Here is a 25,482-nt window from a genome sequence, read left to right as displayed (position 1 = left end):
TATCTCGAAAATATCATTCGAAATTCAGGGCCGTTAATCTGAAGCGATTCCCCTGGGACGGCCCCCTGGAGGCGGTAATGCCGAAGATCCGCAGCTTCAATGAGGCCCCGGCCTTTCAGCCGGGGAAGGAAGCGCGTCCAGGCTCATGCGCGGCGCTGTCCTCATATGCTTCAATGAGGCCCCGGCCTTTCAGCCGGGGAAGGCGGGAAACACAACGCCGGGGTAGCGTCCGGCCCGACGCTTCAATGAGGCCCCGGCCTTTCAGCCGGGGAAGGTCCGTTGCGGAGTGAATGATCGTGGTGCCGTTGTCGGGCTTCAATGAGGCCCCGGCCTTTCAGCCGGGGAAGGCGCCCTCTAGCATTTCGGCCGGGGCAAGGACGCGGGGGCCGGGCTTCAATGAGGCCCCGGCCTTTCAGCCGGGGAAGGCCGCGATCAAACTCCTTATCGACCCGCACCTGCGGAGCTTCAATGAGGCCCCGGCCTTTCAGCCGGGGAAGGGAGAGGGACGAGCGAGTGGTGACGGGCGGCGTGTCTGAGCTTCAATGAGGCCCCGGCCTTTCAGCCGGGGAAGGTGTCGCCGCTGATGGCAGGCCGGTCCCGTTATATCGCTGCTTCAATGAGGCCCCGGCCTTTCAGCCGGGGAAGGCTATGGGTCGGGGATGACGGCATGATCCGCGCCGCCAATGCTTCAATGAGGCCCCGGCCTTTCAGCCGGGGAAGGTCGCGGACACGCAGCGCAAGATGCAGGACGACGTGCAGCTTCAATGAGGCCCCGGCCTTTCAGCCGGGGAAGGCATACGAAAATATGCAGGAAGCGCAAGATGGAACACGGCTTCAATGAGGCCCCGGCCTTTCAGCCGGGGAAGGTGGATCGCCAGGGCCACAGCATAGGCCACGGTGTTTGAGCTTCAATGAGGCCCCGGCCTTTCAGCCGGGGAAGGAACAGCGCAAACTGCACTTCCCGCCCGTCGCGCTTGACCTTGCTTCAATGAGGCCCCGGCCTTTCAGCCGGGGAAGGGAATGTTGGCGGGCGCCCGCCTCCGACAGCGCATGCCGGGCTTCAATGAGGCCCCGGCCTTTCAGCCGGGGAAGGGATGCGCGCTGCCGCCCGCCCAATGGACAAGGACAGCCTTGGCTTCAATGAGGCCCCGGCCTTTCAGCCGGGGAAGGGCCGCAATCTGCGCTGCCGATGCTCCTGTGGAAATGCCGGGCTTCAATGAGGCCCCGGCCTTTCAGCCGGGGAAGGGATCCGGCAACGGTGGTGACCAATTGGGTTACCGTCCGGGCTTCAATGAGGCCCCGGCCTTTCAGCCGGGGAAGGGGCGTGGGAGCTACGTCGGAGCAAGCCAATGAACTGGGCTTCAATGAGGCCCCGGCCTTTCAGCCGGGGAAGGACGGACGAAGAAGACTGGGCAGCGGTGGATTACTCCTCGGCTTCAATGAGGCCCCGGCCTTTCAGCCGGGGAAGGTGCCAAGGCCCTGGAAATCGCGGCGCGGTACGGTGAGGCTTCAATGAGGCCCCGGCCTTTCAGCCGGGGAAGGCTATAAAGAGATCCAAGATCACTAATAGCCAGAAAGAGCTTCAATGAGGCCCCGGCCTTTCAGCCGGGGAAGGTCATAATATTCAGCATCGTTCAGGTTACGCCCGAACAGGGACGCTTCAATGAGGCCCCGGCCTTTCAGCCGGGGAAGGCAAAGGTTTCCAGCTCGTACCCCTCGGGCAACTCTTCGCTTCAATGAGGCCCCGGCCTTTCAGCCGGGGAAGGCCCGTGATCCTGGGCGTGATCATTGCCGGGATTATCATGCTTCAATGAGGCCCCGGCCTTTCAGCCGGGGAAGGGTCGCGCTCTTGCGATGAAGGCTGATCAAAGAGGCTGGCTTCAATGAGGCCCCGGCCTTTCAGCCGGGGAAGGCTCAATCGGCGCTACCCAGGAAAACCGCATTTTAAATTGGCTTCAATGAGGCCCCGGCCTTTCAGCCGGGGAAGGAAGGGTTCAAGACCAAATCAGGTCCTGTTAAACAAGTGCTTCAATGAGGCCCCGGCCTTTCAGCCGGGGAAGGCACACTTGTCCAAACAAGTTCGAATGTAAATCCATTGCTTCAATGAGGCCCCGGCCTTTCAGCCGGGGAAGGGAACCAAGCACGTCGGCCTGCTTTACAAGCAGCTTCTGCTTCAATGAGGCCCCGGCCTTTCAGCCGGGGAAGGATGCGGATGATTTCCGCCCCTTGCGGAAGCTTCATGGTGCTTCAATGAGGCCCCGGCCTTTCAGCCGGGGAAGGAACCCCGACGCCGAAAAGATGGTGTCGAATATCTCCGGGCTTCAATGAGGCCCCGGCCTTTCAGCCGGGGAAGGCCCGCAGCCGCGCTTGGTGGTCGTGGCCGGAGCACAACATGCTTCAATGAGGCCCCGGCCTTTCAGCCGGGGAAGGCGCAGGAAATCGGTACAGAGCCGGATCGATTGGCGATGGCTTCAATGAGGCCCCGGCCTTTCAGCCGGGGAAGGGAGGCGGTTCATCGACATGATGCACATCCAGAGTTTATGCTTCAATGAGGCCCCGGCCTTTCAGCCGGGGAAGGTGTTAGACAGGGTGCATCCCGGCACTGAAATCCCATGCTTCAATGAGGCCCCGGCCTTTCAGCCGGGGAAGGCTTTCGGAGATCGAGAGGGCTTTGTAATGGGCTACAGCAGCTTCAATGAGGCCCCGGCCTTTCAGCCGGGGAAGGCCCCGTGACGCCGTCGCCGTGATCGTGTAGACTGGCGGGCTTCAATGAGGCCCCGGCCTTTCAGCCGGGGAAGGTCGCTCTCCCCCGTCCTTGCCGGCGGGGGATTTTTTTAGCTTCAATGAGGCCCCGGCCTTTCAGCCGGGGAAGGAATTTCGTGGCCGCCGAGCCGGGGCTTTATTGGTACGCTTCAATGAGGCCCCGGCCTTTCAGCCGGGGAAGGAAGTCCAAGTTGGCGGTTTCGCATCGGTTGCAGATGCCGCTTCAATGAGGCCCCGGCCTTTCAGCCGGGGAAGGGTGGCAGAGGGTGAAGCTGAGATCGGACGCGTCCTGGATCGGCTTCAATGAGGCCCCGGCCTTTCAGCCGGGGAAGGATGTAGGGCGGGGTGGTTCATGATGATGCCTCAGTCGCTTCAATGAGGCCCCGGCCTTTCAGCCGGGGAAGGCTCGCTGGCGATCCGCTCCTTGGACGCCTCGACCTGCGCTTCAATGAGGCCCCGGCCTTTCAGCCGGGGAAGGTCGCCGCTGCAAATCCCCGATTGGCGATCCGATGCATGGCTTCAATGAGGCCCCGGCCTTTCAGCCGGGGAAGGCCCTGTGAAGTCGGGTTCCCGACCGGTGAGGTTCTGGCGGCTTCAATGAGGCCCCGGCCTTTCAGCCGGGGAAGGGGCCCACACCGATGGGCTCGCCCAGGTTGTTCAGCCCGCTTCAATGAGGCCCCGGCCTTTCAGCCGGGGAAGGGATTGCCCCATCGCCCTCGGGCTGGGGTATTCAGGAGATGCTTCAATGAGGCCCCGGCCTTTCAGCCGGGGAAGGACCCTCCCGCACCATGCCAGCGCTGACCTGCTGCGGATTGCTTCAATGAGGCCCCGGCCTTTCAGCCGGGGAAGGGATCGCCTGTGAGCCGTATTACGTTCCGAGAAGGCGAGCTTCAATGAGGCCCCGGCCTTTCAGCCGGGGAAGGCGTGATACTAGGAGAGATGACCATGCACGATGAAGACGCTTCAATGAGGCCCCGGCCTTTCAGCCGGGGAAGGCCCCATCAAAACAGAGACGCGCCTAGACGTGTCTGCTCTGTGCTTCAATGAGGCCCCGGCCTTTCAGCCGGGGAAGGGATGATGGAGAGGCAACCGCCATCAGTCGAACCGGCCTGCTTCAATGAGGCCCCGGCCTTTCAGCCGGGGAAGGGGCTCTTGTGCTGTTCATAGGCTGCAAGCGGTAATCTTGCTTCAATGAGGCCCCGGCCTTTCAGCCGGGGAAGGGCTTGCCGACGAGGCTTCTGGATGGGTTGGATACTCTCGCTTCAATGAGGCCCCGGCCTTTCAGCCGGGGAAGGCAGAGTACCACATGTTTCTGATGAAATAGGAAACGCGTGGCTTCAATGAGGCCCCGGCCTTTCAGCCGGGGAAGGCATCAATGATGTGCTGAGCACGGCGCTTCAGGGCGGGCTTCAATGAGGCCCCGGCCTTTCAGCCGGGGAAGGTATTGGCGATGGGAGCGGGGGATAATGGCGCAGACCGCTTCAATGAGGCCCCGGCCTTTCAGCCGGGGAAGGCAGTTTATTTCGCCTGCCTCGACCACTGTGATTATCGAGCTTCAATGAGGCCCCGGCCTTTCAGCCGGGGAAGGGCTATCACATACCAGCACGGGAGCGTCACCAAGGTAGCTTCAATGAGGCCCCGGCCTTTCAGCCGGGGAAGGGGTCTGGTTACGCGTGTAGAGGGTGCACCGACTGCAAAAGCTTCAATGAGGCCCCGGCCTTTCAGCCGGGGAAGGGTGATGACGATCCCAGCGCGGTGTCGCAGAAGCTGGACGCTTCAATGAGGCCCCGGCCTTTCAGCCGGGGAAGGTGGGTCTGGGCTTGGCGTGCATCATCGCGGGAAAGGATCGGGCTTCAATGAGGCCCCGGCCTTTCAGCCGGGGAAGGCACGTCTGATCCGCTGACGGAAAGCCTAGCCATTCTTGATGGCTTCAATGAGGCCCCGGCCTTTCAGCCGGGGAAGGGCGTTCGGCTCCCGTAAAGATGCGAAGTTTGCCATCCTCGCTTCAATGAGGCCCCGGCCTTTCAGCCGGGGAAGGAAGCCCCTGAGCGTCTTCCGTGAGAAACGGATTTTCCTGCTTCAATGAGGCCCCGGCCTTTCAGCCGGGGAAGGTGCTGAAGGTGATGCCAATGGCACTGGATACTTGTTCGCTTCAATGAGGCCCCGGCCTTTCAGCCGGGGAAGGACCGCCAGGAACTGGCTGACGATTACGACGCCTTTGAAGGCTTCAATGAGGCCCCGGCCTTTCAGCCGGGGAAGGACGCTCTTTCCACGGACCTTGCCCTGACTCCGGCTCGGCTTCAATGAGGCCCCGGCCTTTCAGCCGGGGAAGGAGTGCCAGCGAAGGCACCGCAACGGCTGGCGTAATCGTGGCTTCAATGAGGCCCCGGCCTTTCAGCCGGGGAAGGGGGCCAAAGCCGGCAGATGGTTTACAAGGCGATCAAGAACGGCTTCAATGAGGCCCCGGCCTTTCAGCCGGGGAAGGATTACGCCAAGTCCAGAGGGATAAGCCGAAAGACGTTGCTTCAATGAGGCCCCGGCCTTTCAGCCGGGGAAGGTTCGCCACGCGGCGCCAATGCCCGCCCGATGACGTGGCTTCAATGAGGCCCCGGCCTTTCAGCCGGGGAAGGACTGGGGAAAGGGCGCGTGGGACCAGACGGATTGGCGACGCTTCAATGAGGCCCCGGCCTTTCAGCCGGGGAAGGCTATGTCACCCTGGCCACCTGCATGACCAGTCTGGGCAAGCTTCAATGAGGCCCCGGCCTTTCAGCCGGGGAAGGAACAGGCCCTGCACGTTGAGCCGGCTATGGTCCTTGGCCTGCTTCAATGAGGCCCCGGCCTTTCAGCCGGGGAAGGGGTGGATGCGCAGGGCATCGCGGGGCTGATCAATCCGCAGCTTCAATGAGGCCCCGGCCTTTCAGCCGGGGAAGGACAGAACGCTTGTGCAAACGTAGCCAGCGGACTTTTCCGCTTCAATGAGGCCCCGGCCTTTCAGCCGGGGAAGGAAGGTCTAGAGACTCATACGTCCCACGATGACCGTTGATGCTTCAATGAGGCCCCGGCCTTTCAGCCGGGGAAGGAACGACGCGGAGGTGGCTCTGCGCGCCGACTTGTTGCTTCAATGAGGCCCCGGCCTTTCAGCCGGGGAAGGGGTGGAGAAGGCGACGGCGATAAGCCGAAGATTGACCTGCTTCAATGAGGCCCCGGCCTTTCAGCCGGGGAAGGCCAGAACCCATCATCAAGCCTGGGGGATGACGACATCCTGCTTCAATGAGGCCCCGGCCTTTCAGCCGGGGAAGGAAAAGCTCAGCCGATATGAAGCGGATCGCAATCTTGAGCTTCAATGAGGCCCCGGCCTTTCAGCCGGGGAAGGTGAGCGAAGCGAGGGCGCGAGACGGCCTGGCGAAACTTGGCTTCAATGAGGCCCCGGCCTTTCAGCCGGGGAAGGCCCGCGCCTATACCAACGCCACAAGCGGGCGGAGCGCGCTTCAATGAGGCCCCGGCCTTTCAGCCGGGGAAGGAGCGGACACGCGAGCGGAAGCGCTTTCGGGCATCTGGGCTTCAATGAGGCCCCGGCCTTTCAGCCGGGGAAGGGCCGCCCATCTGTCAAGCAGGGCCTGGGATATGCCTACGCTTCAATGAGGCCCCGGCCTTTCAGCCGGGGAAGGCCGGCCGGTCTGCCACGCGCGGCACCCGGAAATAGTACCGGGCTTCAATGAGGCCCCGGCCTTTCAGCCGGGGAAGGCGCGGCACCGTCGGAGCCTTGGCGGGGAAGAGTAGTGCGCTTCAATGAGGCCCCGGCCTTTCAGCCGGGGAAGGCCCCTACCCTGGAACCACTTGTATCATAACAAAAACCGCCCGGATTTGCGAGCGGGTCCTTTGGTGGGTGGGTAGTCTTACACCGACCGCATTTTCAACCGATATACAATGTCCAAGAACCACTGCAATCCCAATGACTTGGGTTCCTGCGAGCGGGTGCCGGGATTTGGTGGGTATCGCGCCGCTCGCGCCACCAACCGGCAGAAACCCCTTAAATCACCCTGGCATGGCGCTCAATCGCCTTGAAGCTTTTGCCCAGGCTTTCGACGCGCAAATCCACGTCATCGGCAGGCCCGATATCAAGGATCAGAACGTGATCTTCCGATGGCTTTATCTCGCGGTCAAGCCGCATGGCCAGTGCGGCGCGGCGGCGGGCGGTCAGGCGGCATTGGAAGACGGAGAGTTGCAGCCATTCGCCATAGGCCTCCATCACCTTGAACACTTGGCGCCAGCGTTTCTGGTCGGCGATGTCATAGGTGACGATGTAGAGCCGTTCATTATGGCGGGCCATGGCGGGAAACCTTCGACCGGGGGGCAGCGCGGCACATAATGGGGATAGGTTGGCACTTCCCCCCGCAGGTACCGGGCCAGCAGCCGGGCCTGCACATGCAGCATGCGGCGCATGGAAATCTGATAGCCGAAGGCGGGGTGCGTCGCCTCCTGCTCCAACCGCCGCTCAAACGCGCGGATCAGGGTGCGGCGACCGTCGGGGGTGAGGTTGCAGCCGGGACCGGCCATGACGAAATCGCGCGGACTCAGTTCCCCCTGGTTGAGAACAGTCAGCACAGCACTGTCGGCCAGGATGGGGCGCAGCGGTTCCATCATATCCAGCGCCAGCGAGGGGCGGCCCGGACGGTCGGTGTGGTAGAAGCCGACCCAGGGGTCCAGCCCCGCCACCTCTAAAGAGGTGGAAACGGCGCGCGTCAACAACGCATAGCACAGTGACAGACAGGCATTGACCGGATCGGCGGGCGGGCGGCGGGACCGCCGTTCAAACCCGAATTCCGGCAGGGACGCGGCCTTTTCATTCAGCAATTTGGGCCAGGCACGGAAATAAAGGGCCGCCCCTTCACCCTCCGTTCCCAGCAATTCGCCCATGTCGCGCACCTGCGGCAGCTTGACGGACAGGTGGCGCAGCCGATCCAGCACCGGTTCACGTTCCGCCTCGCCCCCGCGCCAGTTACGGCGCAGCAGGGTGCGCTGGTTTTTCAGCTTGGCATCGACCAGGGTGCGGGCAAAGGCCAGGCGGCGGGCCTCGTCATCGCGCAGCCGGTATTGGGCCATGCGTGTCCCGGCGCTGCGGGGGCCGTGCCCGCCCGTTGTGCCCATGTACCAGAAGCCGCTGCTCATCCAGGCTACGGGCACCTCGGCCTTCAACAGGGCATGCAGGGCCGGGGTGGACAGGTTGACCGGGCCCGCCAGCACCAGTTCCGACACCTCGCCGATGGCGACCCGCACCTCTTCTTCTTTGTCCCGGAATCCCTCGTCCCGTTCCTTGTCGGCGGGGCGGGCCACGGGGGCCTTGATCACCAGCACCTCGCCCTCCTTGCCGATGCGGGCACCGGGTTGTTGAACGTAGAGCGGCAGGGCGCCGTCGGCGGGTGGTGGTGGCGTGCGCGGCACCGCCCCGGTGCGGAACAGGTTCACCTCATCCGGCAGACAGATGGGCAGCAGCGAACAGCGATTGCATTTCTTGGAATTTTCCAGCGGCGGCGGAATGCGCCGCGTGGCCGCCGCCAGCCGCAGCGAGGCCGCCGCTGTCGCCGTCTGCGCCCGCAAGTCCGCGTCGAACCGCACGGGCACCCGTTCCCGGCTACCCGCGAACCACAGGAACCCGTCACCGACGCGATAACCATTATCCTCCAGGATCAGCGCCTGGGCACAAAGCTGCACCCGCTCGGGATCATAGGCCCCGGCCTCCACATGCGGGCGCTTGCCCTTCTTGTAATCCACGGGCGTGACGATGCCGTCTTCACCCTCCAGCAGATCCAGCTTGGCCACCAGCCCCAGCCGTTCGGATGCCACCTCCACCGACCGGGTGGTGAACGGGCGGCTATCCTCCGTCACGTCCTCTGGCGCTGGCAGGGCCGGACGGGCGGCATCGACACGGGCATGCACCCGCCGCCCTTCCTCTGTATCCCCACTGTCAGCCCATTCCCCCTCCACCCATTCCAGATAGGCCAGACGCGGACAATAGACCCATTCATTGATCATCCGTGCCGGCACTAGCACATCGTCGATCCCCGCCGCCGGGGCCGGCAGCGCCAGCGACAATTGTACGGCGCGTGGGGGCGGGGTGGGCACCGGGTCCCGGCCTGTCTCGTCTGGCGTGGTTTCTTCTGAACCGGTCTCGTCCGGGGAGGGATCATCCACCATGGATGCACCATGCGATGGTTGTGTATCGCAAGGGTAACACAGCGCAGGTGGATTTCACGCGAAATAGCGTACCGGAAAATGCCCGGTTTTCATGTGTCAGGATAACCGGAAACCCCGCGGCGGTAGCCCATCCCGTATTTCGCCTCGGCTGAGGCAGGCGAGCGTTTCCGCCTTCAATGACAGGCCTGCCGAACGAATTGATACAGTATTCGGTGGTCGAAGGCGATGGCTGCTATCGGTTTGTACCCAATGCCATTGCTACGGCATCTGGATCATGGGCGATGACCCGCAACAGAGTCTGTGCGGGGCCATCAGGTTCGCGGCGATGCTGTTCCCATTCGCGCAGGGTCCAGATATTGAGGCCGAAACGAGCGGCGAATTGCTCCTGGGTCAGCCCCAGGCGGTTACGGATGGCACGCGCCTTAATACTAGGGGCGCGCAGGACGAACTCCGACGGTTCGGCCGCGCTCTGGTCGGGTGCGGTACAAGGTCCTCGGCGATCTGGCGGGCGATATCGTCGTCGGTCGTTGCCGATAGTTTGCGGGGATCAGTGGGTTTGGCCGCCGCCACCTCCCCCATCGTGTAGAATTTGATCGTCATATCGCTTCCTTTCCCGGCTATTGGCGTGGCGGGCGGAGATGATCCAGCAGCAAGTCAATTTTGAAAATTGATTATTGCAGTATTTCTCATGCCTCCCCCACTGCCTTGAACAAACCCAGTCCGAAATGGCTGCCGTACCCCAGACAGAGCGGGCCGTTTATCTCCACCGGCAGCGTGATTTTCAGAAAGGCGCCGGAAGTGTCATGCTGTTGTTCGCCACGGGTCGATCTGAAGCGGTGGAATTGCAGCGGGCGGAGGGTGCGACCGCCGACACTTATCGTCTTCTGGATTTCCACCAGAACCTGATCCATTGCCTCTTCCCCCACCAAGCCGCGCAGCCGCAGCAGGCGGCGGATTTCGCGTTGATAAGGGTTGGGGCCAGCCTTTAAATGACCGGCGGCAAGGAACGGTGTCACGCTGGTGAAGACCCGGCCGGGGGTGAGGAAGGCGCAGCCGCCATCCATTTCCTTCTTCGATTGAAAATCCTCTGGTTTGCCGAACCCTTCCAGGGCCAGACGCCATTCCTGGCGCTGGGAGGACGCAGCTTCCCCTTCCTCACCAGCATCATCCCGTTGCTTTTTCTCCAGCCACAGCTTCGTGATGCTGTCCAGCTTCTCTCGGGCTTCGGCGTCAAAACCGTCACGGGCGAAGATCGTGATATGGTCGATTTCGCCATCACCATCGGCATCTTCCGGCAGCCAGAAGGCATGGCCATGGGTCGGGTCGCTCAGCAGGCGCTTGCCGCCCGTCTCTTCCCGACCGCTGAACAAAGACGGTGCCTTGGGTTTGCGACGGCCCGTCACGGGATCAGGCGCTTCCCAGCCATAGCGGGCCAGGGTCGCCAGTCGCATCAGTTCACCGATCTTGACCGTGTCCTCAATCCGGGGGCGGGGCCGTCCGGCCAGGACAAAGCGGGCAACCTGCGGCAAGTCGGCCTCTGCGGATGCCCGGTGGCGGCGGACCCGGCGGGGCAGGGGCGAAAGAGCGGCCCTGGCATACAGCACGTCCTGGCTGGCGGGTGGGCGGCTCCATCCCTGAGCCTGCAGGGCAGCGGTATCCAGTGTCAGGGCATCAACCAGCCGTTCCGGAAGCGTGCTAGCCAGCGGTGTCGCCGATGCCTTGGCAAGCGCCTTCTCTACGCCCATTGGTTTTGCCCCCTTATGGGCGGCCTGGATGTCGGCGACAAGTCGGTCAAGATGCGACGCCCGCACGGCCCGATATTGCTCTGCCGGAAGCGGGGCGATGACCCGCACTGTTTCAAGCCCCGGTTCAGCACCCGTCGGGTGTGGGTGACAGTTCGGCTCGATAGCGGCGGCTTCCGCATCCTCCAGCAGCCACGCCTCCACCCAGCTTTCCGCCCGTCCCAGATAGCCGATCCCTGATACCAGCAAGGCCAGCAGCACCCGCTGATGTTCATCCAGCGTCACCGTCGGCCAGCGCGCCACCATGCTTTCCGATGAAGGCAGGCGGACAAAGGCATCGAAAACAAAATCAACCTTTATCTTTTGATTTTCAAAGTGATTTTGCTTCATTACGTGGCGCGTATGGCTGTGGACGGCATTGTCCGGCAGACGGAACTGCGGCGGTTCCGCCGCAAGCGCGTCGATCAGGTTGGCCAGATCGGCATGGGGGAAGCTGACCGGATCGGCCTTGCGGTGCCAACTGGCGATCAACGCCCGCAGGATGCGCCAGGGCTCCGGCGGCCATGCGACATCCGCTTCGTTCACATGCCGCCCCCAGGGGGTGGCGTGATAGCGGCCAACGGAAAAGGTGAAGGCGATCGCCAGCATGGGGCCGCTCACTTGCGATAGGTGACTTTGGTGATGCCTGCGAACTTGCCCTCGGCGGCCACAGCCTGGATCAGGCCGGGCAGGGCAGCGTCAAGCGCCGCTGAACCGGGCAGTGACCAGCCTTCGGCAGGGCGGGTCACCCGTGGTTCCCCGATCAGGTCAAAGTCGCAGGCGGTGCGCAAGCGCAAGCCCGTTTCCAGGAAACGGCGGATCTTGAACAGTGACAGGCCGATCAACAGCGCCGTCGCCGCATCGCCAAGCGCAAAAGCGCGGATTTGCTGAAGGTCGAGGTTGAAATAGGCCGTGATAGTCTTCGCCGTCCATTCATCACGCGCGTAGGGCACATTTCCGTACCCCTCGCCAGCCGTTTTGCTTTCCGATTTCTTTGCGGAAACACGATCATTCTTCACGCCACCGCTTGCGGCGACCCTCACATCCTCCGCTTCGATGAACGCGGAGAGGGTGCGCGGGACGCGGATGATGCCTGCGATTGACTCCAGGAAGACGCCATGAACCAGAGTGCCGGGATCAAAACGCAGAAATGTTGGATAAATTTCTGTACGGAAATTCACCGAGGTTGGAACGTCTCGTTCAAACGATTTCCCCTTTTTCTTGTATTTCAAGGCCGAAGCGAACTCTGTTTCGAACCAGTCAGTCTCCTCGATATAAACAGAATTCAGTCTATGGGCCTCAAGGATGGAATTGGTCATCCATACACCGTCCGTATTTTCGACGGTGACATAAGGAAGCCCAGCAAGACTATTTACGAGATCGCCATTCTTGCCTCTTCCTTCATCCCAGCATACGGCCTCCAGCCGGTTGGCCATGCTCTGCGCGCTTTCCACCAGCAGCATCTTGCCGTTGCCATCGGGGGCTGCATATTCGGCGGCCCCCAGGTTGGGGAAGCCGGTCGGCTGGAAACGCGTGCCCTGGACAGGTTGCAGTGACGCCTCGATCAACAGGCGCGGCACATTGTTCAGCGGGGATAGATCAAGCGTCACGGGTTGTCTCCTCAAGCGGCATCAATATCGGTGGATTTCGTCACGGAAAGATCGAAGGCACGGTTCAGCACCCGGACCAGGCCCCCGCTATCCAACGGGATCAGCAGGGCGGCGGCCAGACGGTCGCCCTTGATGGCGGCTGGTGCCAGACTTGGTGCCCCGCCCGCGCGGGTCAGCAGGGGGCTGGACAGACCGGATGAATGCGCGCGTCGAAGCGCCTCCTGGCTTGCCGTCACGATATCGCCGCGCACCAGCCGGGTGACCATGCCCGGTGGCACCGGCAGCCGCGTTTTCTCGGCCAGCAGGGGAATCGTCCGCACCTCACCCGTTGCCGGGTCGTGGGGAAGCTCCAGATGTCGTAACCGTTGGCGCGGCGTGAACAGCGGCTTGCAGGCGGCATAGGCCAGCGGTACGTCGGTTGGCCGGTTGCACGCCTTCCAGCGCAAGGTGGTGGGGCGCACCCAGACCAACCCGGCCAGCAACGAAGCACAACGCGCATCGTCAAACCGGCCCGCCAGGAAATCCATGATATCGGCAAGCGGCGCACCCAGGACCGCATCCAACGGGTCGCCCGGCCCGCCTTCCGCCACGGCCTCGGCCTGCAAAAGGCGGCGGTTCAGCACCGCAACGAGGTTGCGGACCAGGCTGCCCTCGCCCCAGACGCAATCCAACGCCGCTTCTTGATCATTCCACTGACGGTACTGACTGCGGCTGTTCGCCGGCAACAGCGGTGCGAAATGCGCGGCCATGATCCGGGCGTTCCTGCCCTCCGCTGCCCAGCCAAGACTTGCCAGGGCCGTGGCGACGCGGAATTCAGTCGATGGCTGGTCATCATCAATGAGCTGCAGCCAATTCTCGGACAGGCGGGGCGGGGGCGGAATATCCTCCCGCAACCGTGGGGCATGGACCAGATAGGCAACAATCCCACCAATGGCGATCAGGCACCGTTCCACCTGGGTTGCACCCGCATCGGGGGCGGTCAGGTCGAACAGGCTTTCTTCCAGGGCGCGCAGGGCGATGCGGCCCCGTGCCGGGCCTTTGCCATCACGCAGCTTGATGCGTACCTTGTCCAGCCAACCACCCTGTTCCAGTTCGCCGATCAGGGACAGCGTATCGGCCCGTGGCCGTTTCACCAAACGCCGACCCAGCGGTGTGGCGAGATAGGCTTTGCCCGACCGCATCACAAAGCCATAGCGTTGAAAGGCGTCGATCCCGCGTGAGACCCCCAGGCTTGCGGCCGCCCTGGCGAACTCCAGTCCATCGCGGACCGTGCGGCCATTCACGATGGCCCGGCCCTCCGCCAGCAGCAGATTGACTTCATCCGCTGTGCTCTTGACGCCCCAGAGAGGTGCCCAGAACTCAGCCCTGGCGTCTCCCTCATCATCCAACGCTGTACCGCCCCAGCCGGCCCCCGTCGTCCGGACACAGAAGGGGAAACTGGCGCTGGATCGCCCACCCGCCTCCAGACGGCGGGACGTGGCTCCGGCAAAGGCCAGCGCCCCTTCGATCATCAGCACGAAATCCCAACTGTTGATCTGTGATCCACCCTCGAAGCTGGTGGACGCATTGGGGCCGCCTGCCGCACCAGGGGCGAACTGTCCGATAGCGGAATCAATCATGCTGGCCGAAGCAGTGCCGAACAAGGCTGTGGTCAACAGGGTTTCTGCTTCAGGTCGTGCAATGCCATCGTCAGGCTTGAACAAGCCCACCGGGTTCTTGGAGGAGACCAGCCGACGCATGAAATTATTGGTGAAATCCAGGCGTCCGTCATTGCCCCCGGTGCCCAACAGGGGTGGAAAGTAGAGCCCGTCACTGCCCACCGCCAGCGCGGCATCCAGCCAATGCAGTGCCTCATCCGGCAAGGTGGAGCGCAGACGGGCGACGAAGCTGCTCTTTGCCTCTTCCTTGGGGCGTTCGCTGAAGCCTGCATCCCGCACAGCGGCCACTTCGTGGTGCAGGGTGGCGGCATAGGCTGCAAAGCGGGGAGCTTGCGATGACAGGAGAGGCGCGAAACCATCGACATTATCGCCATCGTAAAACCCACTCCCCCCGTTCCATGGGGCGGCGATGGGGCTGGGGCGGTATTCTTCCAGGAAGAAGCGTTGGAAGGCTGCTTCGTCCAGCGTGGTCCGCAGCCAGAAACACTCATCCTTCCACCAGCCCCGCGCGCCGGGGTCCGCCTGTTCGGCAATCAGGCGCAGAATGCCCAGGGCCTTCAGGTAATTGGCCAGGGGCAGCGGGGCGCAGCCGGGCAGGGCATATTCATGAATATCCACGCTCATGCCACAGCCTCCTCATTCTCCGCTTGCTGCTCGGCTGCCGATGCCTGCCAATCCGCGATGCGCAGCAGGGTTTCCAGCCAGGCCAGCCGGAAAGGCCCGTGTTCACGCAGAAGCCCGCGCGTGCGCTCTGTCCAGCTTGGACCCATGGCACCTTCGCCCATTTCCATGATGTCCAGCCGCAGGGTGACCGCAGGGGCTGCCGTGCCGTCGCCAAGCTCCACCATTGGCAGGCTATCGCCTTCCCACACGCCACGGGCGAAGCGATGGCCATGGTCGGCTGGTTTTTCCTTCGGCAGGGCGCGCAGGGACAGGCGCACCTTGCCGTGATGGGCGGCGATCAGATAGGCAATCAGATCGGTCTGCGCCGGTCTGTCCGCCGCGGCACCGTCATTGGCCAACAGATAGGCAAGGGCCGATGCCAGTTCGTGACGGAAATGGGACCGTTCCTTCTTTCCCCCTGTATTGTTGGATTTCGCCCATGGCCCCGGCATCGCCATACCCAAAGAGGCCTGGAAATGCTTATGCGCCTTGCCGACATCATGCCAACGGGCGGCTGTGGCCAGGATTTCCGTATCAGCAGGGTTCAAGCCCAACAAAACGGCCAGTTGGCGCGCACGCCCTTCGACATTTTGCAGGTGTCGGGTCAGGAGAACGGCGCGTCGTGATTGGAACGTGTCAGGCTCCCTGCCATGGCCCGGCACTTCCCCGGCTGTGGTTGCCAGAACGGGAACCGCCGATGGACTTGCCGGGTCCAAGCCGATGGCCGGGTCATATCCCCCCTGGTCCGCGCGCAGCATCAGGGTCATGCCTGGCCATGGCCGGTTCTTGAGGCGTACCCAGGCCATCTGACTGCTGGTTGCCTGCGGATCGTCATGCCAGACCTCCCGACCCTTCAGCAGGTCGCCGACACGGCCGATAGGCACCCGGCACAGTTCATCTGCGCCGGGGGCTGGCTGCCCGTCCGCCCCCGCGCCGGTCATGTCACGCCAGAACACCAGCACGTCGGTATCCGTCGCGTCACGCACCCACGGGCTGATATCGGTATCGAACCCCGTCAGGTCCGGGTCGGTGTCAAACAGATCCAGGAAATCCTTGCGCCGGATGACATGGCGCGGTGGTTCCATGTCGCAGGGGATATTCAGCAGATGTACCGGGGCCGCATCGGCCAGACCGTCCAGCGTTTCCCGTGCGGTGCTGAGGTCCGCTGCCGCATAGGGCCGGGCCAGTTCGCCCTTCCCGTCATCACCGATGTCGATCCAGCGCACAAGGGCTGGTCGGTCGGCTCCAAATTCACCGTAGCGGTTCAGGCGGCCCAGACGTTGCACCAGTGACGGCCAGGGGGCCAGTTCGGTGAACAGCACCGCAGAGCTGATATCGACGCCCGCCTCGACGGCCTGTGTTGCCACCACCACGTCATTGACCGTCAGGTTGCGCAGACGGTCCTGCAATGCCTGCCGCTCCCCCGCCCGGAAACGGCTATGCACCAGCACAAGATGGTCCGCACCAATGGCAGGCCGCAGCGCCTTGTACAGTTCCTGCGCGCGCGCAACAGTGTTGAGGATGATTAATGTTCGGCCATCGTCACGTCGGCTGGCCAGCACCTCCGCGCTCAACGCCTTGATATAGTCGGCGGTTTCCTTCTTCGAGGGGCCGGTCAAGCTGCTGCCGGCCTTTTCAACCCGCTTGCTGGCCTGCATGCGCGCGGCGGCTTCCGGTGCCTGCGTGATGCGCCTTATATCCAGCTTCTCCACCGGATGATCGACCGAGCGCAGCCATGCTTCTGACAGGGTGGCTGACAGCCAGAGAGAACGGGTGGCCCGATTGGATGGGGGGAGAAACTGCTGCCGGAATCCCTGCAACTGGGTAGAGGTGGCAAGGCCCGCCTGCATCAGTTGCACCTCATCGAACACCCATTGGGCATCCGTATGCAGCAGGGCGAATTCGACTGGCCATTGAAAACGGCTGCCGCCATAGCCACGCATCAAGGCCCGGCTCAACAGCATGTCCTGGGTGCCGATGATAATGGCAGGGCGGTCAGGGTGCATAATCCAGGCTGGCTTTTCCCGGTCCCGCTCCATGCCGCCAAGCAGCAAGGTCAATCCGTTATCCGGGTCTGGCCAATCATCTCCCGCCAATTCCCCCAGATTGCGCAGCCACTTTTCCGCTTCCGCCGCTGTCTGTTCCACCAGCGTCCGCATTGGCAGACAATAGACAAGCCGAAGGGGTGTCCTAGCCGGGTCCTTCCATCGACGCCATAGCCAGGACAAGATGACGGCAGCCGTTTTGCCAAGGCCGGTGGGGGCGATCAAGGCATCGGGCCAGCTTTCCTCAGCCATCGCCCGCTGGTAATCATAGGGCAATTGGCTGGCATTTCCCGACGCCTTTGCGAAGAATTGGTCGAAATCCATCCCCCTCACCCCACCATCCAGACATTCAGCCGCAGCTTTTCCCAGGTTCCAGGAGAAAGGCGCGACACCTGTGCGTGCAGGATTTTGCCGGCATCCATCAACCCGGCCAGGGGCTGGTTGTGGATGCGGGGAATATAGCCCAGCTTTCCGGCTTCGGGCACCAGCACCTCAATGGCGAGGTTGTCATATTCGTTGCCGGGCTGTCGCCGTAGGGTCAGAACCTGCCCTGGGGCCAGGGTGGTCAGCAGCCGGGTTGCATCATAATAGGCGGTCCCCGCGACATGGCTTTCCAGCAGCAGGATGGGGGCCGGCGGCGCGCCGGCCACTGTCGTCGCGGTGGCGCGCGCCTGCGTCAGGCCGCCGATGATCCCGGCAAGCCCGGCCAGAAGACCACGGCGCTTGATCGGCGTGGATACTTGCGGCAGCATGATCGTCCATCCTGAAATCAGACGGGTATTGGAAACTGATGGGTCTGTGAAAGCAACCCATCCATAAATCAATCCCATCTAGTTTTTGATTGCATCCCATGGTGGTTTATGTCGGACGCAGAGTCAATGGAGATTCAATTGAGTGGGCAGGAAGAATCGTCTGGGCTGCGTTGGGGGGTTCGACATCGTCTTGAATTCATCGAATTCCGACTGTACTGGGGCGGAACGGTGAACCGGTCCGACCTGATGGAACGGTTCGACATTTCCATCAATCAGGCGTCAGGCGACCTGACCCGGTATCAGACGATGGCACCGGACAACATACAATACGACAAGAGCGGGAAATGTTACCGGGCGGCACCCGGTTTCAAGCCTGTGGTGCTGTTGCCCGACAGTGACCGCTATCTGGCCTGGTTGCGGCTGGCCGCCGATGGGATTGTCGCCGATGCGGGCCTGTCCCAGACTGACCTGCCGCCCTTTTCGACAGTGCCCAGCCCGCGACGGGCGGTGCCGCCGGAAACCTTGCGCATCATCGTCACGGCGATCCGGCATCGGCAAGCCCTGGCCGTCCGCTATCAGTCCATGACTTCAGCCACACCGACAGAGCGCTGGATTGAGCCGCACGGCCTGGCCTTTGATGGGTTCCGCTGGCACGCCCGATCCTGGTGCCGCCGTGACGGTGCCTTCAAGGATTTCGTGCTGGGCCGCATCCTGTGCGTGACGGATCAGGCCAGGGCGGAAGCTGATCCCGCCCTGGATACGCAATGGCAACAGTTGGTTGTGCTGGAGATTACGCCCCATCGCGGTTTGTCACCGCCGCAACGCGCAGCCATCGAACGCGATTACGGCATGGAGGAGGGTGTTCTGCGCCTGACGGTGCGTGAGGCCTTGCTCTATTATGCGGAACGCCGTCTGGGCCTGGATATCGATCCCGACCACCGATCCCCGGAAAAGCAGCATATCGAGATCAGGCAACGCATCCGGTTGTAATGATGCCAAGTCTATGATGGTGTTGCCAATTTAACAGCTGTGGAAAGACAGGCATGCCATTGGTCAAGTCCTGCCACCGTGCAGACAATGTGGTAAAAGCTGCTGGCCGGTGCCGGTTCATCGGTGAAGCTGCCACCCAGCTTGTCGGTTGTCCGTCAATGCGCGCTGCTGTCGATCAGCTGGTCGTATTATACCAGGGGCACAAAATCATGACTGATGGTCTGGGGTGGCTACGTAGTGCGGATTAGGCGCAGCCGTAATCCGCGGGCTTCCCTGGCGTCGCTCCGCGGATTACGCTTCGCTAATCCGCGCTACGATGAAGTCTCGGTAGTGACATCAACGGTCAGTCATTTATGCCGATGGCATGACTCAAATAGTTAAATCGTTACCACAACCTGAATCATTCCCGTGGAAGTGCTGCCAGAAGCCCATAAAGCTGTCCGCCTGTGCCCTGACCTGTTCTGCGGACATACTAGGTCGATATAGTTCACTGCCGATGCCGAAACCTTGCGCGCCGGCGATACGCCAGGCGGCCATTTCGGTTCCACCGATCCCACCGACGGCATAAAGCCTGACATCGGTCGGCATCACGGCCTTCAGGGCTTTGAGATGGGAGGTACCATAGGTAGCGGCGGGGAAAAGCTTCAGGTGCCGTGCCCCGGCGTTGATGGCCTGAAATGCCTCCGTCGCCGTGGCGAACCCCGGCATCACCGCCATGCCCAGCGCGATGGCGCGACCGATTACGGCGGCGTCGCTGTTTGGCGTGACGATCAGACGGCCGCCAGCCCGCGCCACCTCCTCCACCGCCGCCGGCGTCAGCACCGTGCCGGCCCCGATCAGGCAGGTATCGCCCAGCCGGCGGGCGAGCATGGCGATGCTGGTCAGCGCGTCGGGGGAATTCAACGGCACTTCGATCATACGAAAGCCGGCGGACGACAGGGCATCGCCCACAGCTTCTGTCTCCGGCGGGGTGATGCCGCGCAGGATAGCGACAAGCGGGGGATCGGGCAGGATCATGACAAGGGTTCCTTTAAGCTTTGGCCGGCCAGCGCGAACAGACCGGCTAGGGATTGGTCGTCGCCGGCTAGCAATCGGCTGGTCAGGCCCAGATGGGTCAGGGCGTCGGTATAGCGGCGGCCCAGTTCCGGGGCCGCGATGATGGTGACGGGTTGGCCCGATCCGGGCCGGTAGCGCGACATTGTGCCGGCACAATCCTGGCCGATCAGCAGGCCAGACAGGAAGGACAGGGCCCAATCCGGACTCAGGCCGGAGCATAATTGCCGGCTGCGCGCCTCGAACAGGAGGTGCGGCAGGGTGGCGCCATGTTCCTCCAGCCCACGCATCAGCCCAGCCTGAAAGGCAGGTCCGGCGCGGGGCTCCATATCCTCCGTGCCGCGACCCAGGATGCTGTGCCGGCGCAGCAGCGCGAACAGCTCGCCTGTCATGGCCGTCTGGAAATGCTCCACACGGCCATTATTCAACAGGACCCATTTGCTGTGGGTGCCGGGAAGGCAGAGTATCTGCCGTCCCTGCGACAGGGCGGGCCACGTGGCCAGGGCGCCCATGATCTGCGTCTCCTCCCCCCGCATGATGTCTGGTGCGCCCAAGGGGTTGGTGCAGGAAAGGCCGGGCGCGATGGTCACCGCATGCCCGCCCGCCCTGAAGCACTGCAACCCGTCCCGTAGCGCCGACAGGCCGACCGGGCAGGGGATGTAGGGTGCCTCCACCCAGCCCAGGCTGGACCCGACCATGCCGCAGAGAAATATCGGCAGCTTCCCATACATCGCCTTCCAGCCGGCAATCAGCGCCATCATCGTGACCTCCGCCGCACCGGGCACGGCGGCGATGCCGGGGCCGGACAGCCGGTCGGCCACCCGCCCGTCATGGCAGAGGAACAGGCGCAGGTTGCTGGTGCCCCAATCGCCGGCGATGAAGCTTGCCGGCATGGTCATCGTACTCCGAACAAGCAGTCGGTCAGGCCACGCAGCACCGTGTCGTGCCCGGCGGCGGTCTCTACCGGTACCTCCAGCACGGACAGGGCTTCGGCATAGAGGCGGCAATAGTGCTCCCCCCCGGCCAGCACGACCGGCGTTTCCAGCAGCCCGCGCCCCTGATGGGCCAGCAGCGCGTCGCGGGCATCGCCGCCCACCATGATACCGGCCAGGAAGGAAGAGGCGGCGTCGGCCGCCAGCCCGCCTGTCACCAGCCGCGCGCGCGCCGCGAACAGAGCGTGGCCGACGGATAGGCGGCGATCACCGGCCAACAATGCCACACCCCGCCGGAACTCCGCCATATCGGTCACCGCCTGCCGATCAGTGTCCAGCACCATGCCGCGGCCCAGCAGGCTGTGGCCCAGCAGAAGGTCGAACAGCTCGCCCTGCATGCTGGTGAAGAAGCTTTCGACCCGGTCGCCCCGCGTCGCCGTCCATTTGGGATGCGGGCCGGTCAGGCAAAGCAGGTGGCGCTCATCTGTCTGGCGCGGGGTGGCGCCCAGCCAGCCGAAAAGCTGCATCTCCTCCCCGCGCATCACGTCGGGCTGGCCGAAGATGTTCGTGCAGGTAAGGCCGGGCGCGATGGCGATGTCCAGCCCGCGTGCGGAAAAACGCGTCAGGCACTGCGATAGGTCGGTGGCACCGGCGGGACAGGGGGCGTAGGTGCAGGAGCGCCAACCCAACTCGGACCCGATCATCCCCGCCAGGATCACCGGCATGGGGCCATGCCGGGCGATCCAGGGGGCGGTGACGGTGAAGAATTCTTCTTCCATATCCTGGCACTGACGCACGCCGCGCCCGGAAAGGCTGTCGATGATCTCCGGTCCGGTCGCCGTTCGCCGGCATAAAAGCAGGCGCATGGACACAGAACCCCATTCCCCGGCGATGAACACGGGTGCCGTCATCATTTCTCTCCCCAACTGGCGTGAAATTTGTTACACATTTAGCGACAAAAATCCTGACGAGCAAGGACGATTCCTTCCTGCCGCTGCACAGCTCCTCCGAAGGGCCTGTGCAGCGGCGTGGACTTGGCCCCCGCCGTCAATATATTCGGAAACTCCCTTTGCCTGCCGGTGCTGCCCCATGAAGATCAAGCCTAACGCCCAGCCCAACCAGAGCCTGATCGACGGGATCGCCACCTTGCAGGCGCTGGCCGTGTCGCCGGAACCGGTGGGCAACCGCGAACTGGCGCGGCAACTGGGGTTCGATGCCACGCGGGTGAACCGCTTGCTGAAGACGCTGGCCTATCTGGGCATCGCGCGGCAGACGGCGAACCGGAAATACACCTCTGGTCCCGGCATGCATGTGCTGGCGGCGCAAAGCCTGTTCGCGTCGGGCCTGATCCGCAACGCCTTGCCGGTATTGGAGAAACTGCGCCGCTTCGGGCATACGGTAGCGCTGGGGGTGCTGTGGAATGACAGCGTCTCCTACCTGTTCCACGCTCCGCCCAACGTGGAGACGGCCCAGGGGCTAGGCCGCATTGGTCTGTTGCCGGCCAGTTCCAGCGGCATCGGCATGGCGCTGCTGGCCCAGCATGAGGATGAGCATCTGGCCGAACTGTACGAGGGAAAGGATATCCCCTCCTTCCCCGGCGGCTTGCCCGACCTTTTGGCCGCACTGGCCGTCACGCGGCGGCAAGGCTATGCCCGTGTCGCCGTCAGTCCCGACCAGGAAAAGCATACGGTGGCAGTGCATGTGGCCTCCGGCTATGCGGCGGTCGGCGTGTCGGGCTGGATTCCGGAGCAATCCACATCGCCCATCGTGGAAGCCCTGCGCGACGCGGCGCAGGCGATCAAGGATTGAAACAGGTCCATTGCCAGTTTGCCTAATCCGGCGGTCGCTGCCGGATATGGTCTTTCTGCGTCCAAATTTTTATGTTGCTAACTAAGCATCAAAATGATTTAGATAGTCCACGCTGACCGAACGGGCTGGCGTGATGGAATTCAAAGAACAATCAGGGGAAATGCGATGACCAGGATCGCCGGGGTGTTTCCGGTGCTGCCCACCATTTTCGACGCCAATGGCCGCGTGGACAGGGAAGGGTTCGCCCACGTCGTCGAATATGTGATCGCCAGCGGGGCCGATGGCTGCGTGTTTCCGGGTCTGGCAAGCGAATATGACGAGTTGACTCTGGAGGAGCGGCTGGACCTGATCGCCATGGTGGGCGACCTGACGCGGGGGCGTGTCGCCTTCGTGGCCGGGGCCGGCGGGCGCAGCGATGCGGAAAGTGCCGCTCTGGCGCAGGCCGCGCACAAGGCCGGTGCCGCGGCGCTGATGGTGGTGACGCCGCATCGGCTGGAGGGAGACGAGGCTGGGCTTATCGCCTTCTACCGGCATCTGGGCGAGGTTGCCAGCACGCCCATCATGTTGCAGAACGCGCCCAAGCCCATGGGTTTGGGCCTGTCGCCCGATGCCATCCTGCGGCTGGTCGCGGCGGTCCCGGCCATCCGTTACGTGAAGGAGGAGAACATGCCCTGCGGGCAGCGGATCACCGCCCTTCTGAATGGCGCCAATGGCGCGCTGGACGGGGTGTTCGGCGGGGCCGGCGGTCGCTACATCACCGATGAGCTGGCACGCGGTGCCACGGGCACCATGCCGGCCTGTGAATTGTCGGAAGTGCATGCCGCCATGTTCGCCGCCCATCGCGCGGGCGACCAGACGACGGTACGCGCCCTGTTCGAGCGTATGCTGCCCGTGCTGTCCATGCAGGCGATCTTCCGCTGGCGCCTTACCAAGGAGGTGCTGCGCCGCCGCCGTCTGATCGCCAGCGCCTTCGTCCGTGCGCCGGGGCCGGCCTTCGATGTGATGGACCAGCGCGAGTTGACCCTGATGCTGATGCCGTTGGAGGACCTCACGGGGCCGCTGACGCATCCGTCTGCGGTCTGACATAGTGCCCATGCTTCAGGGAGCAACGCCATGTCAGATATGATCGATAGGATCGAGACCTTCATCGTCACCATTCCGCGCGATACGCCCTATCTGGGGCCGCTGAAGCCGGGGGAGGTGGTGAATGAGCGCGGGTATCTGGTCCGCAAGGCCAACCGCACCATCTATCCCACCCAGGACCGTTCGGTTCTGGTCAAGGTCACCACCGCGTCGGGTGCGGTGGGCTGGGGCGAGACCTATGGGCTGACGGCACCCAAGGTCATTGGCGCCCTGGTGGAGGATTTGATCGAGCCGCTGCTGCGCGGCCGTGATCCCCGCGACGTGCAGGTGATCTGGGAAGATCTCTACGACATGTTGCGGGTGCGCGGCTACCAGGGCGGGTTCTGGCTGGATGCCCTGGCCGCCGTGGATATCGCGCTCTGGGACCTGTGCGGCAAGCTGATGGGGCTGCCGCTACGCAAGCTGCTGGGCGGGGAGCGGCGGTCGTCGATCCCCGCCTATGTCTCGGGCCTGCCGCGCGCCACCATCGCGGAGAAGGTGGAACTGGCGCAGCAATTCGTGGCGCAGGGGTTCAATGCCATCAAGATCGCGGCTGCCGTCAGCGGTGACGGGATCGAGGCGGAACTGGCGGCGTTGCGCGGGGCGCTGGGGCCGGCGGTGAAACTATTCATCGATTTCCACTGGATGTTTACGGCTGGCGAGGCTGCATCGCTGATCCGCCGGCTGGAACGCTATGACTTGGGCTTTGCAGAGGCACCGTGCCGGTCGGAAGATGTGGCGGGTCTGGCCACAGTCGCTGCCCAGGTCGCCGTGCCCGTGGCGGCGGGGGAGGAGTGGCGCACCGTTTACGACGCATTGCCGCGTCTGTCGGCCCGCGCCGTGTCCATCATCCAGCCGGAGATGGGCCATACCGGCGTCACGCAGTTCGTGCGCATGGCCCAGATGGCCCAAGCCTTTCATGTCCGTACCATGCCGCACGCCACCATCGGTGTTGGCATCTTCATGGCGGCCAGCCTGCAGGCCTCGGCCGCCATCCTGGAACTGCCGTTTCATGAGTATCAGCATTCGATTTACGACCGGAATGCCCGTTTTGTCACGGGCCAGCCCGCCTGTGGGGCCGGTGCCTTCGACCTGCCACAGGGGCCGGGCCTGGGTGTGGAGCCGAGTGACGAACTATGGCGCTACGCGGTGAAAGTGTAAGTATTTCCGAGGAGGAAACAAATGACGGGCAAACGGCTGTCGGGGGAGATCGCGGTGATCAGCGGGGCCGCCGGCGGCATCGGGGCGGCGGCCTGCCACCTGTTCGCCGACCAGGGGGCAAGGGTTGCGGCCCTGGACCTGACGGTGCCGACCGATGGCGACCTGCGCCTTGCCTGCGATCTGGCCGACGACACATCGGTGGCCGAGGCGGCGGAACGGGTGCGGGTGGAACTGGGTGTGCCGACCATTGTCGTGCATGCCGCCGCCATCATCGAACATGCCGATACGCTGTCTTCTTCGCCTGCCGCCTTCCTGCGGCTCTATGACGTGAATGTCTGCGGCGCGCTGCGGCTGGTCCAGGCTTTTGCGCCGGCCATGCGGGCAGGCCGGCGGGGCAACTTCGCCTTCGTTTCCTCCATCAATGCCAGCCGGGGCACGCCGGGCCTTGCCGCCTATGCGGCATCGAAGGGCGGGCTGGAGACGTTCCTGCGCACGCTGGCCCTGGAACTGGCACCGGACAATATCCGCGTCAATGGCGTGGCCCCGGCCTCCATCGACACGCCCATGCTACGCCTGTCCTTCGACCGGGCACCCGACCCGGACGCGGCCCGCGCCGCCAATATCCTGCGCCATCCGCTGGGCCGGCTGGGCGAAGCTGATGACGTGGCGAACATGTTGCTGTTCTTGGTGTCGGACCAGGCATCCTGGGTCACCGGTCAGGTGTTTCCCGTGGATGGCGGCGCTTTGATTACACGCCGTTAAATGTATCACATATAGCAATTAAATGTTCCGGATATACCTCCCTTGTAACGAGGTCTATCGGGGCTGATGGCAGGCGCATCCCCGGTTCTGGTTGTGCTTATGCCTGACCTGCTGCGCGAAAGGCGCAGCAATCCTTCCAATCATCATGCGCGTCAAAAATGTTGCTATAACAGCGAAAAGCCTGTT

At 63.4% G+C, this 25,482-nt stretch carries 15 protein-coding genes, 1 pseudogene and 1 CRISPR repeat array; of the genes and pseudogenes, 5 read left to right on the top strand and 11 right to left on the bottom strand.

The annotated features are described in order from the left end of the window. Window positions 1-93 precede the first annotated feature (93 nt). A CRISPR array of direct repeats spans window positions 94-6,582; the repeat unit is 36 nt; unit sequence GCTTCAATGAGGCCCCGGCCTTTCAGCCGGGGAAGG. A 211-nt stretch (window positions 6,583-6,793) separates the two neighbouring features. The 8 genes and pseudogenes from cas2 to ACODSP_RS21400 all read right to left on the bottom strand — a co-directional run bounded on the left by cas2 (window position 6,794) and on the right by ACODSP_RS21400 (window position 17,467). After that, window positions 6,794-7,093 (bottom strand): CRISPR-associated endonuclease Cas2, encoded by a 300-nt coding sequence (gene cas2, locus ACODSP_RS21435; RefSeq protein ID WP_488967577.1) that lies wholly within the window; start codon window positions 7,091-7,093, stop codon window positions 6,794-6,796. A 26-nt stretch (window positions 7,094-7,119) separates the two neighbouring features. After that, window positions 7,120-8,958, bottom strand: a pseudogene (gene cas4g/cas1g, locus ACODSP_RS21430) (CRISPR-associated endonuclease Cas4g/Cas1g); the annotation flags it as partial. 232 nt (window positions 8,959-9,190) lie between these two features. Then, entirely contained in the window at window positions 9,191-9,370 is a 180-nt protein-coding gene (locus ACODSP_RS21425) for a helix-turn-helix domain-containing protein (RefSeq protein WP_488967578.1), read from the bottom strand. 274 nt (window positions 9,371-9,644) lie between these two features. Then, entirely contained in the window at window positions 9,645-11,348 is a 1,704-nt protein-coding gene (gene csb2, locus ACODSP_RS21420) for a type I-G CRISPR-associated protein Csb2 (RefSeq protein ID WP_488967576.1), read from the bottom strand. Window positions 11,349-11,356: 8 nt separating this feature from the next. Further along, window positions 11,357-12,349 (bottom strand): type I-G CRISPR-associated RAMP protein Csb1/Cas7g, encoded by a 993-nt coding sequence (gene cas7g, locus ACODSP_RS21415; protein WP_488967575.1) that lies wholly within the window; start codon window positions 12,347-12,349, stop codon window positions 11,357-11,359. A gap of 11 nt (window positions 12,350-12,360) precedes the next feature. Next, window positions 12,361-14,631 (bottom strand): type I-G CRISPR-associated protein Cas8g1/Csx17, encoded by a 2,271-nt coding sequence (cas8g1, locus tag ACODSP_RS21410; protein ID WP_488967574.1) that lies wholly within the window; start codon window positions 14,629-14,631, stop codon window positions 12,361-12,363. Further along, on the bottom strand, window positions 14,628-17,039 hold the full coding sequence (cas3g, locus tag ACODSP_RS21405; protein ID WP_488967573.1) for a type I-G CRISPR-associated helicase/endonuclease Cas3g: 2,412 nt from the start codon (window positions 17,037-17,039) through the stop codon (window positions 14,628-14,630). The genes cas8g1 and cas3g overlap by 4 nt, the downstream gene beginning before the upstream one ends. A 5-nt stretch (window positions 17,040-17,044) precedes the next feature. Beyond that, window positions 17,045-17,467 carry an HIRAN domain-containing protein gene (locus ACODSP_RS21400; RefSeq protein WP_488967572.1) on the bottom strand — a complete coding sequence of 141 codons (423 nt, stop codon included), beginning with the start codon at window positions 17,465-17,467 and terminating at the stop codon, window positions 17,045-17,047. A 108-nt stretch (window positions 17,468-17,575) separates the two neighbouring features. Here ACODSP_RS21400 and ACODSP_RS21395 point away from each other — a divergent pair, with 108 nt between their 5' ends. Beyond that, window positions 17,576-18,457 (top strand): helix-turn-helix transcriptional regulator, encoded by an 882-nt coding sequence (locus ACODSP_RS21395; protein ID WP_488967571.1) that lies wholly within the window; start codon window positions 17,576-17,578, stop codon window positions 18,455-18,457. 369 nt (window positions 18,458-18,826) lie between these two features. Here the strand turns inward: ACODSP_RS21395 and ACODSP_RS21390 are convergent, their stop codons facing one another. From ACODSP_RS21390 to ACODSP_RS21380, 3 genes are read right to left on the bottom strand one after another with little or no spacing between them, the layout of a single operon-like run. Further along, window positions 18,827-19,474 carry a 2-dehydro-3-deoxy-6-phosphogalactonate aldolase gene (locus ACODSP_RS21390; RefSeq protein ID WP_488967570.1) on the bottom strand — a complete coding sequence of 216 codons (648 nt, stop codon included), beginning with the start codon at window positions 19,472-19,474 and terminating at the stop codon, window positions 18,827-18,829. Beyond that, window positions 19,471-20,409: a 2-dehydro-3-deoxygalactonokinase gene (locus ACODSP_RS21385; protein WP_488967569.1), complete on the bottom strand. Its 939-nt coding sequence runs from the start codon at window positions 20,407-20,409 to the stop codon at window positions 19,471-19,473. The genes ACODSP_RS21390 and ACODSP_RS21385 overlap by 4 nt, the downstream gene beginning before the upstream one ends. Further along, window positions 20,406-21,356 (bottom strand): 2-dehydro-3-deoxygalactonokinase, encoded by a 951-nt coding sequence (locus ACODSP_RS21380; protein ID WP_488967568.1) that lies wholly within the window; start codon window positions 21,354-21,356, stop codon window positions 20,406-20,408. Before ACODSP_RS21380 ends, ACODSP_RS21385 begins: the two co-directional genes overlap by 4 nt. A gap of 175 nt (window positions 21,357-21,531) precedes the next feature. Between ACODSP_RS21380 and ACODSP_RS21375 the strand changes: the two genes are divergently transcribed. The 4 genes from ACODSP_RS21375 to ACODSP_RS21360 all read left to right on the top strand — a co-directional run bounded on the left by ACODSP_RS21375 (window position 21,532) and on the right by ACODSP_RS21360 (window position 25,296). Further along, window positions 21,532-22,251, top strand: a complete 720-nt coding sequence (locus ACODSP_RS21375; protein WP_488967567.1) for an IclR family transcriptional regulator — start codon at window positions 21,532-21,534, stop codon at window positions 22,249-22,251. Window positions 22,252-22,416: 165 nt separating this feature from the next. Then, the gene (locus ACODSP_RS21370; protein WP_488967566.1) at window positions 22,417-23,334 is read left to right on the top strand and encodes a dihydrodipicolinate synthase family protein; all 918 of its coding nucleotides are present in this window, start codon (window positions 22,417-22,419) and stop codon (window positions 23,332-23,334) included. Window positions 23,335-23,364: 30 nt separating this feature from the next. Next, window positions 23,365-24,534, top strand: coding sequence for a mandelate racemase/muconate lactonizing enzyme family protein (locus tag ACODSP_RS21365; RefSeq protein WP_488967565.1), 1,170 nt, complete (start codon window positions 23,365-23,367; stop codon window positions 24,532-24,534). 21 nt (window positions 24,535-24,555) lie between these two features. Further along, window positions 24,556-25,296: an SDR family NAD(P)-dependent oxidoreductase gene (locus ACODSP_RS21360; protein ID WP_488967564.1), complete on the top strand. Its 741-nt coding sequence runs from the start codon at window positions 24,556-24,558 to the stop codon at window positions 25,294-25,296. The last annotated feature ends 186 nt before the right edge of the window (window positions 25,297-25,482 follow it).

It is taken from the genome of Niveispirillum sp. FG156 (genome assembly GCF_057809555.1).
Note: the sequence above shows the minus strand (reverse complement) of the source record. Positions and strands in the feature narration are given on the sequence as shown.

Excerpts from the sequence above, each read along its gene's own strand:
- cas2 (WP_488967577.1), bottom strand. The coding sequence starts at position 7,093 with ATGGCCCGCCATAATGAACGGCTCTACATCGTCACCTATGACATCGCC.
- csb2 (WP_488967576.1), bottom strand. The coding sequence starts at position 11,348 with ATGCTGGCGATCGCCTTCACCTTTTCCGTTGGCCGCTATCACGCCACC.
- cas8g1 (WP_488967574.1), bottom strand. The coding sequence starts at position 14,631 with ATGAGCGTGGATATTCATGAATATGCCCTGCCCGGCTGCGCCCCGCTG.
- cas3g (WP_488967573.1), bottom strand. The coding sequence starts at position 17,039 with ATGGATTTCGACCAATTCTTCGCAAAGGCGTCGGGAAATGCCAGCCAA.
- ACODSP_RS21400 (WP_488967572.1), bottom strand. The coding sequence starts at position 17,467 with ATGCTGCCGCAAGTATCCACGCCGATCAAGCGCCGTGGTCTTCTGGCC.
- ACODSP_RS21395 (WP_488967571.1), top strand. The coding sequence starts at position 17,576 with ATGTCGGACGCAGAGTCAATGGAGATTCAATTGAGTGGGCAGGAAGAA.
- ACODSP_RS21390 (WP_488967570.1), bottom strand. The coding sequence starts at position 19,474 with ATGATCCTGCCCGATCCCCCGCTTGTCGCTATCCTGCGCGGCATCACC.
- ACODSP_RS21385 (WP_488967569.1), bottom strand. The coding sequence starts at position 20,409 with ATGACCATGCCGGCAAGCTTCATCGCCGGCGATTGGGGCACCAGCAAC.
- ACODSP_RS21380 (WP_488967568.1), bottom strand. The coding sequence starts at position 21,356 with ATGATGACGGCACCCGTGTTCATCGCCGGGGAATGGGGTTCTGTGTCC.
- ACODSP_RS21375 (WP_488967567.1), top strand. The coding sequence starts at position 21,532 with ATGAAGATCAAGCCTAACGCCCAGCCCAACCAGAGCCTGATCGACGGG.
- ACODSP_RS21370 (WP_488967566.1), top strand. The coding sequence starts at position 22,417 with ATGACCAGGATCGCCGGGGTGTTTCCGGTGCTGCCCACCATTTTCGAC.
- ACODSP_RS21365 (WP_488967565.1), top strand. The coding sequence starts at position 23,365 with ATGTCAGATATGATCGATAGGATCGAGACCTTCATCGTCACCATTCCG.
- ACODSP_RS21360 (WP_488967564.1), top strand. The coding sequence starts at position 24,556 with ATGACGGGCAAACGGCTGTCGGGGGAGATCGCGGTGATCAGCGGGGCC.